Raw genomic sequence first — 16,371 nt, 5'->3', positions numbered from 1 at the left:
TAAAAAATCTCTTTAAAAGAATTACCAAAAGCTGTATATTAGCTTCAGAAGTTTTTGTCTAATAATTCAGGAGCAAAACAGGCTTAATACCTGGCTTTGAGACCTAGTTTGTGTACTTTATTAACTTAAAATACGCTGTATCAGTATTTAGCTGGCTTTCATCCATTTTAAGGGAGTGAATTTATCTTTAATTGCTGGTATCACTAAAAGATTTTATTCACAGCGATCGCAATATTAAAATTTACAGACACTCAAAGAAAATTCAAATAGTCAAGTCAGCACTTAGGTTTTTATGCAATAACATCTGGCTTGAGCGTCTGAAGAAAAAAGTGTTCCAATTCGATTCGACTTTATGCACCCGATATCCCAGCTTGAAATAAAGCTGCCTTGCTTGATGGTTATTTTCCAGAACGTGGAGATATAAATCTTTAAATCCCCATTCTTGAGAGATTTTTTCACAGCTATTCAGTAACTCGGAAGCCACACCATGTCTACGGTAATTTGGGTGAACCGCTAAATTAGATAAGTAAGGAAAGCCCAAACCGACCTGACTCCAAGAATCGCTGTAACGTACACCCAGTTCGACAGTTCCTACTAAGTTATTAGCAGCACCAGTACTATAATCAAGGGCAACTAAACAAACATGACGAGGTGCAGGTGATACGATGCGATGTCTTAAGTCTTCGTAAATACCCAGACGTAGCAATGGAAAAGCCCATCCCCACATACCTTTTTGAGAGTGAAAGCTTTCAGCTATAACTTGAGCAACACCAAGTAAATCAGGAGGTGTAGCCATACGAATCTGGAATTGGCAAGAAGCCCGATCGATTGGCTGTTGGTGGTAAGGGTGAAAAAACCGATATTTCAAGGCTATTTTAGTATTGATTTTATTCAAGGAAATTTTATCAAAAGTCCTAAAGCACTATTTAAAGTCAATAAAGACTTAAAACTTGCCCAGGAATTTGAATTAACTTGAGGCTGCTAATTCGTTTTTGGTTATGGATGAAACAAAGTGTAAAACTTGATTAAGGTTTTATAACCTGCATTGTTTAAAGCGTCTTAAGAGTTAGAGTTTTGTAAATTTATAATTTTAAGTTCAATGGATTCAGGTAGATTCCTGATTTTGGTGGGGAGGAGATTAGTCTGTCAATCGCAAAGCCATCTGTAAAATTCTAGGGGATTGTGTGAATGGGCAGAGAAACAGCATAACTTGTCTGTAAGCAGCAGCTAAAAAATTTTTAGTTAAGTACAAACTGGGGATTGGAGATTGGGGATTGGGGGAGATGAAGAAGACGCAAAGAAATGATGAAATATTATCTCCGTGTCTTCCGTACCTTTCGGGATCTTGCTAGCAAGAGCGTCTTCCTTAAGAGAAATTCTGATCTCAGGAAGTCTCATGTCAGGCTTCTCTGGATGTCAGAGTGTCCCCGTGTGTTCTTTCCCCAGTAGCCAGTAGCCAATACCCGTCTGCTCCTCTGCTTGTTGGCAATCGCTAATTCCCACTTTTTTAACCACCACCACTTGTCTTAATGATAGTTCTGATTGCTAAATTGGAAAGAGGCATTTGTCTAATAGTATACTTTGGCTTTAAATTTTATTGTTTTAATATTATTGGCTCTACCATGACTACCATAAATAAAATTTACCTGCAAGTGTTAGTACAACTGCTGCGAGGGGAAAACTTAATATGCAGCTTCATCTGGATTTTTCAGCTAGCTATGAGTGCTGTATGTAGTATCAGAGATTGCTCACTGGAGGTGAAAGAAGATTTGGCAAGCAAGTATAGACTCTGTAACACTAAAACAGACTATGAAATCAATTACTCTGTACTAGAGCAAACGGTAATCGATATCAGCCATTGAGATAAATCACTGTGAGTAAACGCTCCTACACTCAGCAGTCATGTAGCCAAACAGCCTTATTGGTCGAAATGCTCTGCTCTTACCTGACTCAAAAAAATCCTTACCCGATCAGATTATTCTTTATCCGACTGCCGTTGCAGCAGGAAAGCGGTGCATGAAATCCCAAGCAAACAGTAAGCCTAAAATTTTGGTTGTCGATGATGAACCAGACAACCTTGACTTGCTCTACCGCACTTTCTATCGGGACTATAAGGTGCTAAGAGCAACCTCTGGTCCTGCGGCACTCGATTTGCTGGCTCAAGAGGGAGAGGTCGCAGTGATCATCTCCGACCAGCGGATGCCGATGATGAGCGGTACAGAATTTTTGAGCCTGACAGCAACTCAATACCCAGATATTATCCGGATTATTTTAACCGGCTACACCGATGTCGAAGACTTGGTAGAAGCCATCAACGCTGGTAAGGTTTTCAAATATGTCACCAAACCGTGGGAAGCAGAGGAACTTAAAGGAGTTGTACGCCAAGCTTTAGATACCCACAATGTCCTCAAAGCCCGCACGCGGGAACTTACCCGTACACTCCGGCGAGAATCGCTGCTGAATACGGTCACAAATACGATTCGCAGTGCATTAGACTATCGGCAAATTTTGCAGGCAATTGTAGATTCAGTGGGTCAGATGTTGGAGGTGGATGTCTGTCTGTTGCGTCCCTTCCAAGATGAACAGTTGGCAGATAAAGGATTTATCTATCAAAAGCCTCTGGAAGAAAAAGGACATGCAGACAGGGAGACACGGGGACACGGGGACACGGGGACACGGAGACACGAAGACACGGAGATCAGTTTTTCTCTTGCCCCTCCATCTCCTCCTCTCCCCATCCCTCCCTCTTCCTTGCTGGCTCACACGGTTTGGGAAACCCGCGAAGTCCAAGTAATTCATGATGTGATAGATGATGAGCGCATTCATGGTAGTACTCCCGAACTGCGTCAACGTGAGGAAGCTTTTGCTGCTGCTAACATTTGTTCTAGTTTAGTTGTGCCACTGATCTGTCAACAGGAACTAATGGCAGTCTTGGCACTGCACCAGTGTTCTCTGCCCCGTTTCTGGGGGGATGATGAGGTGCAGCTGGTGTTGATGGTAGCGGATCAGGCAGCCTTAGCTTTGTCTCAAGCTTATGCTTACGAACAAGTACGTGCCCTTGCTAAGCGAGAGAGTTTGATTAATACGATTACTAGCGCGATTCGCTCTAGCTTAGATCCTGAAGATATTTTTGCGGCTATTACCCAGCAACTAGGACAAGCTTTACAAGTTGATGGCTGTGTCCTATCTCTGTGGACAGAGGAAGATGAGTTTGTCCAGTCTGTGGGCTTGTATAACAGTTTTCAACATCCTGAAAATTTCCGTATGCCACTCACAGAGCAAAATATAAGTAAGAATAATCACGTTTTAACTCAGAAATTACCCTATTCTCAAACCTCTATACAAGAGAATCCAATCTTACAAGAGATTTTACACACACATGAACCAGTAGTAATTGGTAATGTAAACCATTCTCCGAGAGAAATAAAGGGTTTTGATTTGTCTTTGAAAATGCCAGTGCGATCGCTAATGGTCGTGCCATTGTTGGCTGATGGCAAATGTATCGGTAGTATTACTTTATGTGAAAGTAATAAAACACGCCAGTGGATGTCATATGATATCGATCTAGCGAAAGCAGTAGCCGCTCAAGCTGCGATCGCTGTGCAGCAGTCACGCCTATATGAAAAAACTCGCCAACAAGCTGAACGCTTACTGGAATTAGACAAACAAAAAACAGAATTTTTCCAAAATATTTCCCATGAGTTTCGTACTCCTATTACCTTGATTCAGGGGCCTTTAGAATCGGCTGTGGCGGCTGGTGAGGGATTATCTTATTCCCAAAGTGCGATCGCCCTACGTAACTCCCGCCGTCTGCTGCGACTGGTAAATCAACTGCTGGATTTACAACGCCTGGATGCAGGAAGAATGCAACCTAGTTTTCGCCCCTGTGATTTAGTCGAATTTGTCAGCCAAATTGTTGAGTCTTTTCGCCCCTACTGCGAGAAAAAGGGACTGCATCTGACCACCCAGTTAGATGAATCTTCTACGGTGTACTTGGACATGGAAAAATTTGACAAGGTGCTTTACAACCTGCTCTCAAATGCCATGAAGTTTACTCCCGAAGGTGGGACAATCAATGTCAGACTAATATCTGAAAATTACCGTTGCATCTTGGAAGTACAAGACACTGGAATTGGCATTGTTAAAGAACAAATTCCCCATTTATTTGAGCGCTTCCGTCAAGCTGAAGGTTCAGCAAACCGTTCCTATGAAGGTAGTGGTTTGGGTCTGGCTTTAGTTAAAGAATTAGTAGAATTACATGGTGGTCAAGTCAGTGTGGAATCAGTTTACGGTGAAGGTACCATCTTTAGATTATGGCTCGTTACTGGTACTGCTCACTTACCCACACAACAAGTGCTGGAAACTCCTGTCGAACTAAACACAAGCCGCGCTAGCGTAGAATTGGCTGATTTAGAACTGCTAGATCAAACAGCAGATAATATTGAAGATATTACAAAAAACTTATCACCTACTTTTGACACTCAGGAGTCACTAGTGGTCACTGGGCACTCGATTTTAGTTGTGGACGACAACCCCGATTTGCGAACTTATGTATCTGATATACTGCGTCGCAATGGCTATCAAGTACAGACATCTCGTAATGGTTATGAGGGTTATCGCATAGCTAAGGAAATTACACCCAGCTTGATTCTTACTGACTTAATGATGCCCTTGGTCAGCGGACTTGAGATGATTCAAATGATCCGTAGCGAGGAGAAGTTGAAAGGAATACCAATCATTTTGCTGACAGCGAAAGTTGACGAAGAAACCCGCATCGAAGGTACAGAACATGGTGCTGATGCTTATTTAGCAAAACCATTCAATGACCGGGAACTTTTAGCGGAAGTTCGCAATCTTTTGGCACTGAAAGAAAATGAAAGACGAATCCTGGAGTTAAATACTTATCTCACAGAATCCGTACTAAAGCGCTTTTTGCCGGCTGTATTGGTGCAAAAAGCTGCTGCTGGGGATTTGGCATTAGATTTGCGCCCAGAACCACGCTTAATTACAGTTTTGTTTAGTGACATTGTGGGTTTTACACAGCTAGCAAATACCCTCAGATCCCGGCGAGTAGCAGAGTTGCTCAATGAATATTTAGAAGCTATGACCAAAGTTGTATTTGCTAATGGCGGCACTGTAGATAAATTTATGGGAGACGCTATCTTAGCTTTATACGGAGCGCCTGAAGAACTAACTCCCAACGAACAGGTACGTCGTGCTATAAATACAGCAAGAGGAATGCACCGCTCTCTGGAGCAATTAAACCAGCGTTGGCGAGAACAAGGTGTATTTGATGGTGACAGACAAACTGGCGTTCAGTTTCGCTGTGGTATTCACCAAGGTACAGCAGTTGTGGGGATGTTTGGCAGCGCTGAACGTGCTGATTATACTGCTATTGGTCCGAGTGTGAATATTGCTGCTAGGTTGCAATCTGCTGCTGTTCCCGGTACCATCTTGGTTTCTGCTGCCGTGGCAGATTATTTGCAAGAAGAAGAAATTACTAAAGGTAGTCCCCTAGAACTTAAAGGAGTAGATGAGACAGTTCTGACCTTCGCTGTTACACCAGAGGTAATGGTTAATCGCTAAAATTGATACTGGATTTTAAATCAAGGAGTGAACACTGATAACTGGTTAAAGCATACCAACTAGTAAAAGTGCCTAATCAGATCCAGTTTCAAAGATAATATGGAACCATCGGTTGCAGACAAAACTCCAATTCCAGCCAAAGTCTGGAGGCGACACACCGATCCACCCGGTTTGTGGATTTGTGTTGCTATCGGTTCAGTCTCTCTGCACTTGCTGGTGTTCTGGTTGATGCGTTCATCAAATACGTTTAGTCTGTGGTTTCCTCAAGAAAGTCAATCGGCTATACCCGTTGAATTGATAGACATTGCTCCTCCAAGGAAATCAACAAGCAAATCACAATCAACAGCTAAGACAGTTTCACCAAAGCGATTATCCTCAACTCAAAAGACGATAGCAGCACGAACTACGGCAAAAAATCAAGATTCTCCCACAATAAATTCCACTGATAATCTCCAGCCAAAGAGTAAAACTGACACTTCTCAAAGTAATAATCAGCGCTTCCGTCAACAAAAAGTTTCCAAGCCGATACCTACACCCACAGTAAAACCTACACCTACAGTTCCAGTGGGTAAGCTTCCTTGGAATCGCCGTCAAGATTTAAAATTCGGAAAGGGAACGCCACTACCATCAGGCCTTCCATCAACTCCACCAGTTAAGCAAACTCCGCCAGCTCCACCCAGGGAAACTCCGCCAACTCCGCCCAGGGAAACTCCGCCAACTCCACCCAGGGAAATTCCACCAACACCCACAGGACAAACTCCGCCAACTCCACCCAGGGAAACTCCACCAACACCCACAGGACAAACTCCACCAACTCCACCCAGGGAAACTCCGCCAACTCCTACCCCAGAAACTCCACCAACTTCGACTCAGGGAGCATCGATCGCCATAGTAGCTCCTTTACTTAGAGATCAAGTAAGTAACTTGATAAAATCAGGGAAATTTAGATATGATGGTTTGCCAGATGCGATCGCTGTATATCAGGGTAGCAACACAAAACAATTTGACTCTAGTTTTCTTCCCCAAAATATTGGACTTAAGCCAGCACAACTCTTGGCTAGCTTAGTCATCGATGGCAATGGCAACTTTCAACAAGCCGCAGTTTTAGAAATACAACCAGCAACACTCGAAAGCGAAAAAAGCACATATGAGCAAGTCCTTAACCAAATTTTCAAAACTGAAAAGTTTCTTCCTGCCCAGAATAACGATGGCACAAAACCCGATTTGAGCTATCTGTATGTCTGGATCAAAATTCAGTCTGCCAATTCTAACTAAATGTTTGAATTTTCTTAATAGCTGTGTTATAATTAAAAAGTTGGACATTTGCGGGCGTAGTTTAGTGGTAAAACTATAGCCTTCCAAGCTATTAATGCGGGTTCGATTCCCGCCGCCCGCTTAACGCATAGTTGACAAAATCTTGCAGAATCTTTACAGCTAGAACCTCGTTTTTATTGAGAATTAAGGACGAACCTCATAAATATTGGCTTTTGTGTGGATAAACTTGGTTTTGACCAGCCCCTGCAAATAGAAGTCAAAAGCTAAAAAATAAACTTATCATGATGGGACAAATTAGTAATCTCATTAAGTATCGGCTATTAACTCAGCACACAAGATGACTGAAGCAACTGCATCTCGCCCCAACTCCTACATCCAGGAAACTGCGCCAAAGATTCATTACCTGGTGGCAATGTCCCAACCAGAAACCCATCTGTTTGAAGTGACTTTACGCCTTGTAGATTATCCCTGGCCAATTCTCGATTTAAAACTGCCAGTATGGACACCTGGCTCCTACTTAGTTCGGGAATACGCCAAGAACTTACAGGATTTTGTGACTTTTGCAGAGGATAAGCCTTTGCCTTGGCAGAAAATCAGTAAGAATCACTGGCAGATAGATAAAACAGGTGTCTCAGAATTAACTGTGCGTTACCGTATTTTTGCTAATGAGCTATCGGTACGGACAAATCACTTGGATGCTACCCACGGTTATTTCAACGGTGCGGCACTATTTTTTAGGGTATCTGGCTGGGAGAAACAACCGATTCGCGTCACTATCGTACCAGCACACCCAGAATGGCAGGTAACTACTGCCTTACCTCCTGTTGGTGAAGAAACAAATACTTTCTTGGCTAGTGATTTTGATACTCTTGTTGATAGTCCATTTGAGATTGGTCGCCACCAATTGTATCAATTTGAGGTTTTGGGAAAACCCCATGAATTGGCAATTTGGGGGCAAGGTAATTATCAAGTCCAAGAGATGATTGCTGATATCCAAAAAATTATTCGGGTAGAAGCGCAAATGTTCGGCGGTTTGCCCTATGAACGATATGTGTTTTTGTTACATTTATTTAGCCAAGCTTTTGGCGGTTTGGAGCATAAAGACTCTTGCTCCTTAATTTACCAGCGTTTTGGGTTTCGTGTTCCAGAAAAGTACGATCGCTTTCTGCAATTAGTAGCACACGAGTTCTTTCACTTGTGGAATGTGAAGCGAATTCGCCCAAAAGCATTGGAGGTTTTTGATTATGACCAAGAAAATTACACCCCATGCTTGTGGTTTTGTGAAGGGACTACTAGTTATTACGATTTGTTAATCCCTTTGCGGGCAGGAATTTATGATGCTAAATCCTATTTGAATCATTTGGGTAAGGAAATTACCAGATATGAAAGCACACCGGGGCGGAAAGTACAACCAGTTTCCGAGTCAAGTTTTGATGCTTGGATTAAACTCTATCGTCCAGATGCCAATAGTGGTAATTCCCAAATTTCTTACTATTTAAAGGGGGAAATGATATCGTTATTGCTGGATTTACTGATTCGCTCAACTCACGGCAATCAGCGTTCCCTCGATGACGTGATGCTGAAAATGTGGCAGCAATTTGGAGAAGCTGAAATTGGCTACACTTCAGAACAGTTGCAAGAAGTTATAGAATCTGTGGCAGGAATCGATTTGACCGATTTCTTTAGGCGTTACCTTCATACTACTGAGGATTTACCATTTAATCAGTATTTAGAACCCTTCGGCTTACAGTTGGTAGCAGAACACCAAGAAGAACCTTACTTAGGTGTGAGAACAAATACCGAGAATGGCCGGGAGATGATTAAGTTTGTGGAAGCGGGTTCACCTGCACAAGCAAGGGGAATTGATGCAGGTGATGAGTTACTAGCAATTGATGGGATTAAGGTAATGGGGAGTGGGTTAAGCGATCGCCTCAAAGATTACCAACCAAACGATAAAATTGAGGTCACACTTTTCCACCAAGACGAACTACGTACTTATTCCATTACCCTAGCATCACCAAATCCCACTCGATATCAAGTAAAACCTGTTGATTCTCCAGACTCTACACAGCAGCAAAACTTTGCCGGATGGCTTGGGGTAGCGATCGCAACTGTTAGGTAAAGGGACTGGGGATTGGGGATTGGGGACTGGGGACTGGGGACTGGGGATTGGTTATAATTCAATACGGTTCAGTTAAGGGTTATTGGCGTAGAATATTGGTCTTGAAAACGCGATGAATCGCGTCTCTACATGAGGGTTTTGGGCTTAACTGAACTGTATTGGGTTATAATTCTTATCCCTCACTACCTCATCTCCCAGTCCCCAGTCCCCAGTCCCCAGTCCCCAATACTACGACGTTTTCACCGCCCCAGAGTAGATCAAACCCCGTTGTAAATCCAGCGTTATAATTGCCCCGTCTCGAATTACTTGCGTCGCCTGCTTCACGCCGACAATCACTGGCACACCGAGACGCATCCCAATTACTGCTGCGTGACTTGTCAGACTTTCATCTTCGGTAATAATACCAGCAGCTTTGCGAATTGCCTCAACAAAATCGGCATTTGTGCGGGAAGCAACTAGAATATCTCCGGGATTAAAGTTACTCACATCCATGCTAGTATTCGCTACTCGTGCGCGACCACTGACTGAACCTTGTCCCAGTCCTATTCCGTGACCTAATATTGCCGTTACCACTTCAACTTTAATCAAATCTGTGGAGCCTGAAATGCCCTGGAGTGTGCCAGCAGTCATCACTACTAAATCTCCCTCAGACAGTAACTTCAGTTCCTGAGCGACGTTGATGGCAGCTTGAAATGTTTGACCGGTGGAAGGCAATCCTAGCACTAGCAGCGGTTTTACTCCCCATACCATCTGTAGTTGTCGCGCCACGTTCACATGGGGTGTTACTGCTAAAATCGGTGTATGGGGACGAAACTTCGAGACATTGCGAGCTGTTGCGCCAGTTTGGGTCAGAGTCATAATTGCTGCTGCTCCCAGTTGCTCTGCAATTTGACTCACAGCTTGACTAATAGCATTGGGAATTGAACGTCTGGTATCTCTTAGCTGACGTACTGTTGACTGTGCCTCCTCTTGCTCGATGCGCTCGGCGATGCGTGCCATCGTTGCTACTGCTTCTACTGGGTAATTACCTACAGCAGTTTCATTGGAAAGCATTACCGCATCTGTGCCATCTAAAATCGCGTTTGCCACATCTGACACTTCGGCACGAGTGGGACGTGGATTGCTCACCATACTGTCTAACATCTGAGTGGCAGTAATGATGGGAATCCCTAAACGGTTTGCTGTAGCAATCAGCCGCTTTTGCAGTACGGGGACATCTTCAGCTGGCAGTTCCACGCCTAAATCGCCTCTGGCAACCATCACGCCATCACACAAAGCCAAAACCGCTTCCATTTGTTCAATGGCCTCGTGTTTTTCAATTTTGGCAACCACTGGCACTTGCTTGCCTGTACTGGAAATTAGCTCTTTAATTTCGATTAAATCCTGGGGATTGCGGACAAAGGAAAGTGCTACCCAATCTACACCCTGATCTAGACCAAACATCAGATCCTCTCGGTCTTTGTCGGTCATTGCCTTAATTGACAAGTAAACTCCAGGAAAGTTTACACCTTTATTATTAGAAAGTTTGCCAGCCACAGTAATGCGACAGTGCAAATCACCTTTGTCACGGTTAATCTCCTCTACTACCATTTCTACTCGTCCATCATCGAGGAGGATTTTTGCACCAACCGGGACTTCTTGGGCTAAATAATCATAGGTGACGCAGCTAATTTCCTGTGTGCCTACAACCGGACGATTTGTCAAAGTGAAGCGATCGCCTTTTGCTACAACTATAGCTCCATTGTCAAACTTACCCAAGCGAATTTTTGGCCCCTGCAAGTCTTGCAGAATAGCCACTGGTTGATTTAGTTCAAAAGCGGTTTGTCGAATTAAGCGAATATTACGCTGATGATCTGCATGAGTTCCGTGGGAGAAGTTTAGCCGCAGTGTCGTTGCTCCCGCTTCAATAATCGCCTTGAGCATTTCAGGACTGCTTGTGGCGGGACCAATAGTAGCGACGATTTTTGTCCGGCGTAGAGAATCTCTTAATTGCATAGGGGCTGAATTTAGGGAGCTATCTGGGAAGTCATCGTACTTTAAATGGCATCTCCTTTTTGATCGCTGCTATCAGATTTAAGCAGTTAAAGTAGGGTTGTCGGAGAAAGGGGCATTGGGGATTGGGCATTGGGCATTGGGCATGGGGTATGGGGCATTGGTTATTCTTTCTCCCCCTGCCTCCCCTGCTCCCCTGCTCTCATCTCCCTCATCCCCCTCATCTTTTTTGGCGGGAGTTTATCTTATCAACTTTTTGCCAACTCTCACACCCTACTCATCAGTAAAGACTAAGCCTCGTCTGGAATCATAGCGTTATTCATCTGCCGATATGCTAAGCTGCGGATAAATCTTGCTATACAAAAATTTATAAAACTTTACTATTCCCTAATCTTTATCGTATATTCGTAATGTTTGATAAACAAACAAGGAGTCAATGTCAATAATGCTCACGTCGGAGGCACAAAAGCCATTAACAATCCCACCCAAGGAATTTTTAGCGCCTCCTGGTGATTTCAATCCAACACTGCTGCTGTTTTCGGCTGCTGTGGGAATGCTTGTATTATCTAACTTTGGTTACTGGCTTTGGCAATGGCCGGACTGGCTATGTTTTGGTATTAACACTATTGCGTTGCATTGTGCTGGGACGGTAATTCACGACGCCTGTCATCAATCTGCCCATCGCAATCGACTAATTAACGCAATGTTAGGGCATGGTAGTGCATTGATGCTGGCTTTTGCTTTTCCAGTGTTTACACGGGTACATTTGCAACATCATGGTCATGTTAACCATCCCAAAGATGACCCGGATCATTATGTCTCTACAGGCGGGCCTTTGTGGCTGATTGCATTTCGGTTTTTATATCATGAGGTATTTTTCTTTCAACGGCGATTGTGGCGTAAATATGAGCTACTAGAATGGTTCGTTAGCCGCTTAATTATCGGTTTAATTATTTATATTTCAGTTCAATACCATTTTTTAGGTTACATTCTGAATTTTTGGTTCGTACCTGCTTTTGTAGTAGGAATAACACTCGGATTATTTTTTGACTATTTACCCCATCGTCCTTTTGTAGAGCGAGATCGCTGGAAAAATGCCCGCGTCTATCCCAACTCAATTCTTAATATCTTGATATTAGGACAGAACTACCACTTAATTCACCATTTGTGGCCTTCTATTCCTTGGTATAATTACCAGCCTACTTATTATCTGATGAAGCCTCTTTTAGATGAAAAAGGCTGTTATCAAACTTCTGGGTTGTTACAGAAAAAAGACTTTTTTGAGTTTGTTTATGATATCTTTTTGGGAATTAGATTTCATCGCCACGAAGAATAGAGTTGTTGCATAAAGCGATCGCTGCCTGACGAAACTACATTATGGACAACGCCAGTCTTCACAATCAACTGAGGGCGATCACCGAAACCGAATTTTAAGCTAGAGGGACATATGGTTGATTTATATGACCTAATCCACAATATACAGAAACGTCCTGCCATGTATTTGGGACGAGCTTCTATATCCAATCTCCGCACTTTTCTAGCAGGTTACTGCTTTGCTCGTCGCCAGATAGGAATACCTCAAACATGACAAGAACAACAATTTTCCGAATTTCAAACCTGGATTCAGCAGAGATTTAATTTAACTTCTAATCAGACTTGGGATCAGATTATTTTATTTTTTTCCCAAGATGAACACACTGCACTAGATCAGTTTTTCAAACTGTTTGATGAATTCATTCAAACAGAACATCCTAGAGAACTTCAACCGAATACAACGAATAATTTGATAATGGTTTCAGGAACCCAAGATTAAAAGAAGCTTGAAATGGATGCTTTAGTCCAAGAACTCGAGACAAAACTACGTCAATGGCAACCTGAAATTGCTCAACAAGTGCGGTAATACCTTGCAGAGATTATTGAACTGGCAGATTGGGATGCTCTAGATATTCCTCATTCGAGAGTGGTTGAACAAGAAGTATTAGATTTAATTGATGAACCGGAAACCTGGTGAAGTGTGGCTTCAAAAAACAGTACATCTTAACCCTGTTTTGTCACTCTGGGAAAATAAAAATCAAAGCCAAATTTTGAACTGTAGATAGAACGGGCATTTGAGCGTTTATTTTCTAACACAATGGTTTGAATCATGGTTTTTGGTAAAAGTCTTATGCTGTAAGCATTCCAGATTATTCTCTCCCGAAAGTGATAAAAGAGGGTTAATCATGTCTCCAGACTACAAAGCTCCCAAAAGCAGCGCTACACGATTTATATTATGAGGATTATCTTTTTACTTTTTAAATCCTCCCATTCTCTTTGACTGCAATTGTCCAATACTGAAATGTTTCAGATCCAATCTGATTGCTATCCTCATGGTAGATTTGCTGCAAGCACTTATAAAATGCTTGGGCTTCATTCTCCAATCCTAAAGCCATCAAGCACTTTAAAATCCGGGTGATGCGAAGATAATTGTGGTTAAATATACCGACCCATTCATGTTTACGGTTTGCATAGTCTTCTGACTTGCTGATAATTATTTTTCCTTCCTCACTTTCCTGGCATTGCAACCCATAAAACTGAAGCATGACTGTAAAGGAACGCAGCAAATTTTGACGTAGGCGTTGGTTGCTATGAAATAATTGAATTACTTCCTCATCAACAATGGGAGCATGAGGATTGAATGCACTTCGCTCAGGCAAAGGAAACAACCACTGAATATAATTGTGGACGTACTCTAATTCTTCAAAATCCCAAGCCCATATTTCGGCAATCGTCCGACCTTCTGAGTCTGGTTGTTCCCCTAAATAGAATGGGACAATCATTACCAACTACCCCGATAACTCAATATCTAAATTTTGAGTGCGATCGCCTTACCAATGATCGCAAATCACAAAGAGAAGCTAGTAATATTTTCCCACTAATAACAGCAAGTTCAGCAGTTTGATCGCCGCTGCAATAGTTTATTCAATTTCTTTTTACATAAATTTATCTAAATAATTTACACTTTTGACTTAACTGCTGGCTGTGATGCTTGTAAGGGCTGTGGCAAACTCCAGTCAGGACGCAAGCTGGCGGCGTTGCGTAAATAAATATGATGAATTGAGGCGGAGGCTGGCAGATAGGCATGGATTAAGAAGCGGATACAGCGCTGCAAACTGCCTTCAACGTACATTTGCTGTACATCTAACATTGCCACATTATCCCAGCCAGGACGCGCTCTGGCGATCGCAGCTGGAAAAATAGCATCTAAATCGCGTGTCACTGAAAAAGTCACACTAATAATATCCCTGGGCTGGAATTGATTCCGGTTTTCTAGTTCATCCAGTAATTCTGTGACGACTTGTTGCATTGCCTCAACAGTATTTTCGGCAACTGTTGTTGCCCCGCGAATAGCCCGCATTTGCCACTCCACGCGAAAATCCTCCTTAAAACAAAAAAGTTAGGAGTTAGAAGTTAGGAGTTAGAGGTTAGGAGTTAAAACTCTCAACATCTCACTCCTAACTCCTAACTCAAGCTAGGGTCGATACAACCACAAAGGTAAGCCACTAGTAGACATTTCAAATTCGAGCCAATCAATTCCAGATCGAATTCCAGATGAACCCTGGCGACTCCCTGGTAGAACGCGACTCAATAAGGGTTTACGTTCTTCTAGGGTATAACACAGAGTTTTTTCTGGATCGAGACCGACTAGTTCTGCTGTCCAACGGCGGGCATCTTCTTCTGTACCCAAGCGGTCTACAATACCTAATTCTAGGGCTTGCTGTCCAGTAAAAATTCGCCCATCAGCGAAACTTCTGACGGTTTCTACCGCCAAAGAACGGCCATCTGCTACCGTTTGGACAAACTGCTGATAACTTGTGTCAATCAACTCTTGGAGAATGTTTGCTTCTGGTTGAGTCAGTTCTCGGTCAAAAGCCAAAATGTCTTTGTAAGGGCCAGACTTAATTACCTTGAAAGAAACGCCAATTTTTTCTAACAAGCGTTCCAAGTTGTTCCCACGCAGAATCACACCAATACTACCTGTAATCGTACCTGGGTTAGCTATGATGTGTTCGGCTCCCATACCGATGTAGACACCTCCAGAAGCTGAAATATTGCCAAAGCTGGCAACGATTTTAATTTTTTCGCGCAAACGCTTTAGGGCACTGTAGATTTCTTGAGAATCTCCGACTGTACCCCCAGGGCTATCGATACGCAGTAATAAAGCCGGAAACTTTTTTTCTTCTACAGTTTTCAGGGCTTCTAAGACGCGTTTGCGAGTAGCACCGGCGATCGCGCCAGTAATTTCAATCCGCGCAATTTGTTTCTTAAACTTGGGCTTAAACGGCCAAACCATGAGTTGTCAACATACCTCGTAATAAACTTAATATAAGATGCTCAGCGGCTAAACGACCTCCTTTGTTCTGTTAAGAAACATAAGCAGGCATGGTTTTCCTGATAATTTTAAGAAATTTTTTATATTTTGCAGACACTTTTATGTGACATTTTCGGTGGATGCTAATCAAGTTATTGAAGATTGTGGCTAATATAAAATACCAAGCTCTAGTTTAGCGCCCAGTGTGATAATTGAGGAAGGCTATGTTCAGAATTTTCAAGAATTAAAAATCTCAAAATATTTGGTGTTGTATATTTTTGGACTCTGAATAATCAGTTTTTTCATGGGCACAGATGCACTAGTTATTAGTAATGAATAACTAATAACTAATAAGTATTGAATTAATAATTTTGGCGGTGATTTTAACTAATAAAAAAATTGTTGAACAAGACTAATCGCTATGGAGGTTAAGACCAGTAGTATTTTCACTTCGGGAAACATCACTTTTTGGTGTTTTGTACAGCCCATGAGTGTCTGAGCAAAGCTATTTTCACTATTTAAGAATCGATTCGTAAAATTTGACACCGATAACAAACGTAAATGTCAAACAGTGTCCCGACAAAAGTACAGGTCAAGCTGATTACAAATAATCCACGTAGAGGAGTTCCACTGCCAAAGGTAGCCAGAAAATGGACGATACCAGTAGCGATCGCCTCAGTTAATTCTTGTAAGCCTGGGAAGTGACCAATCAGGAATAAAAACAGCAACGCCCCACCCACTAGCAACATGGGAGCGACAAAACTAAAAACGATCGTCAGTAACAGGGAGCGGAGAAAGTTAGTGAAAATAGTCATTGAAGACAAACTCCATGAGTGAAGATGACAACAGCTAGATAGCGGTTTGTCATTTTCTACAATACGTGCGATCGCTTCAGAGCTGACAATCTGTCAAAAATCTTAAGTTTTCATTAAAAGAAACCGCTACCAGTTACGCCACATGCTGGGGATGTTAAAAACGACTTAAATTTACAAAATACTTGTCAAATAAAGGTTACAGCCGAAGTTACCACCTATTTATTCCTGAGCAA

General features: G+C 42.5%; 11 protein-coding genes and 1 tRNA gene. 6 read left to right on the top strand and 6 right to left on the bottom strand.

The features are described 5' to 3' along the window. Positions 1-262: 262 nt before the first annotated feature. Positions 263-868, bottom strand: coding sequence for a GNAT family N-acetyltransferase (locus IQ276_RS13575; RefSeq protein WP_193924643.1), 606 nt, complete (start codon positions 866-868; stop codon positions 263-265). A 754-nt stretch (positions 869-1,622) separates the two neighbouring features. On the opposite strand from IQ276_RS13575, the gene IQ276_RS13570 reads away from it, so the two are divergent. The 5 genes from IQ276_RS13570 (at position 1,623) to IQ276_RS13550 (ending at position 8,983) form a co-directional block, all read left to right on the top strand. Further along, entirely contained in the window at positions 1,623-1,862 is a 240-nt protein-coding gene (locus IQ276_RS13570) for a hypothetical protein (protein WP_190881769.1), read from the top strand. A 154-nt stretch (positions 1,863-2,016) separates the two neighbouring features. After that, positions 2,017-5,586 (top strand): response regulator, encoded by a 3,570-nt coding sequence (locus IQ276_RS13565; protein WP_235115647.1) that lies wholly within the window; start codon positions 2,017-2,019, stop codon positions 5,584-5,586. A 99-nt stretch (positions 5,587-5,685) separates the two neighbouring features. Continuing rightward, complete coding sequence (locus tag IQ276_RS13560; protein WP_235115646.1) at positions 5,686-6,861, top strand: hypothetical protein; 1,176 nt, start codon at positions 5,686-5,688, stop codon at positions 6,859-6,861. A gap of 50 nt (positions 6,862-6,911) precedes the next feature. Further along, positions 6,912-6,982: transfer RNA gene (locus IQ276_RS13555), tRNA-Gly, on the top strand. Positions 6,983-7,198: 216 nt separating this feature from the next. After that, a complete protein-coding gene (locus IQ276_RS13550) occupies positions 7,199-8,983 on the top strand; it encodes a M61 family metallopeptidase (RefSeq protein WP_235115645.1) in 1,785 nt (594 codons plus the stop codon). Positions 8,984-9,211: 228 nt separating this feature from the next. Here the strand turns inward: IQ276_RS13550 and pyk are convergent, their stop codons facing one another. Continuing rightward, the gene (gene pyk, locus IQ276_RS13545) at positions 9,212-10,978 is read right to left on the bottom strand and encodes a pyruvate kinase (protein WP_073639998.1); all 1,767 of its coding nucleotides are present in this window, start codon (positions 10,976-10,978) and stop codon (positions 9,212-9,214) included. Between the two features lie 442 nt (positions 10,979-11,420). On the opposite strand from pyk, the gene crtR reads away from it, so the two are divergent. Next, positions 11,421-12,311, top strand: a complete 891-nt coding sequence (gene crtR, locus IQ276_RS13540; protein WP_190881775.1) for a beta-carotene hydroxylase — start codon at positions 11,421-11,423, stop codon at positions 12,309-12,311. A 955-nt stretch (positions 12,312-13,266) separates the two neighbouring features. Here the strand turns inward: crtR and IQ276_RS13530 are convergent. The 4 genes from IQ276_RS13530 to IQ276_RS13515 all read right to left on the bottom strand — a co-directional run bounded on the left by IQ276_RS13530 (position 13,267) and on the right by IQ276_RS13515 (position 16,138). Further along, a complete protein-coding gene (locus IQ276_RS13530; protein WP_193916578.1) occupies positions 13,267-13,791 on the bottom strand; it encodes an opioid growth factor receptor-related protein in 525 nt (174 codons plus the stop codon). A gap of 176 nt (positions 13,792-13,967) precedes the next feature. Beyond that, positions 13,968-14,381, bottom strand: coding sequence for a chorismate mutase (aroH, locus tag IQ276_RS13525; RefSeq protein WP_235115644.1), 414 nt, complete (start codon positions 14,379-14,381; stop codon positions 13,968-13,970). Positions 14,382-14,483: 102 nt separating this feature from the next. Beyond that, positions 14,484-15,305, bottom strand: coding sequence for a signal peptide peptidase SppA (gene sppA / locus IQ276_RS13520; RefSeq protein WP_190881762.1), 822 nt, complete (start codon positions 15,303-15,305; stop codon positions 14,484-14,486). 536 nt (positions 15,306-15,841) lie between these two features. Next, on the bottom strand, positions 15,842-16,138 hold the full coding sequence (locus IQ276_RS13515) for a hypothetical protein (RefSeq protein WP_190881761.1): 297 nt from the start codon (positions 16,136-16,138) through the stop codon (positions 15,842-15,844). Between the last annotated feature and the right edge of the window lie 233 nt (positions 16,139-16,371).

The organism is Desmonostoc muscorum LEGE 12446, from assembly GCF_015207005.2.
In the GTDB taxonomy this organism is placed as follows: Bacteria; Cyanobacteriota; Cyanobacteriia; order Cyanobacteriales; family Nostocaceae; genus Nostoc; species Nostoc muscorum.
This window is presented reverse-complemented; position numbering and strand designations above follow the sequence as displayed.

Bases quoted from the DNA above. Each gene is read 5' to 3' on its own strand.
- IQ276_RS13515 (WP_190881761.1), bottom strand. From the start codon at position 16,138: ATGACTATTTTCACTAACTTTCTCCGCTCCCTGTTACTGACGATCGTT.
- IQ276_RS13550 (WP_235115645.1), top strand. From the start codon at position 7,199: ATGACTGAAGCAACTGCATCTCGCCCCAACTCCTACATCCAGGAAACT.
- IQ276_RS13570 (WP_190881769.1), top strand. From the start codon at position 1,623: ATGACTACCATAAATAAAATTTACCTGCAAGTGTTAGTACAACTGCTG.
- IQ276_RS13565 (WP_235115647.1), top strand. From the start codon at position 2,017: ATGAAATCCCAAGCAAACAGTAAGCCTAAAATTTTGGTTGTCGATGAT.
- crtR (WP_190881775.1), top strand. From the start codon at position 11,421: ATGCTCACGTCGGAGGCACAAAAGCCATTAACAATCCCACCCAAGGAA.
- sppA (WP_190881762.1), bottom strand. From the start codon at position 15,305: ATGGTTTGGCCGTTTAAGCCCAAGTTTAAGAAACAAATTGCGCGGATT.
- IQ276_RS13530 (WP_193916578.1), bottom strand. From the start codon at position 13,791: ATGATTGTCCCATTCTATTTAGGGGAACAACCAGACTCAGAAGGTCGG.
- pyk (WP_073639998.1), bottom strand. From the start codon at position 10,978: ATGCAATTAAGAGATTCTCTACGCCGGACAAAAATCGTCGCTACTATT.
- IQ276_RS13560 (WP_235115646.1), top strand. From the start codon at position 5,686: ATGGAACCATCGGTTGCAGACAAAACTCCAATTCCAGCCAAAGTCTGG.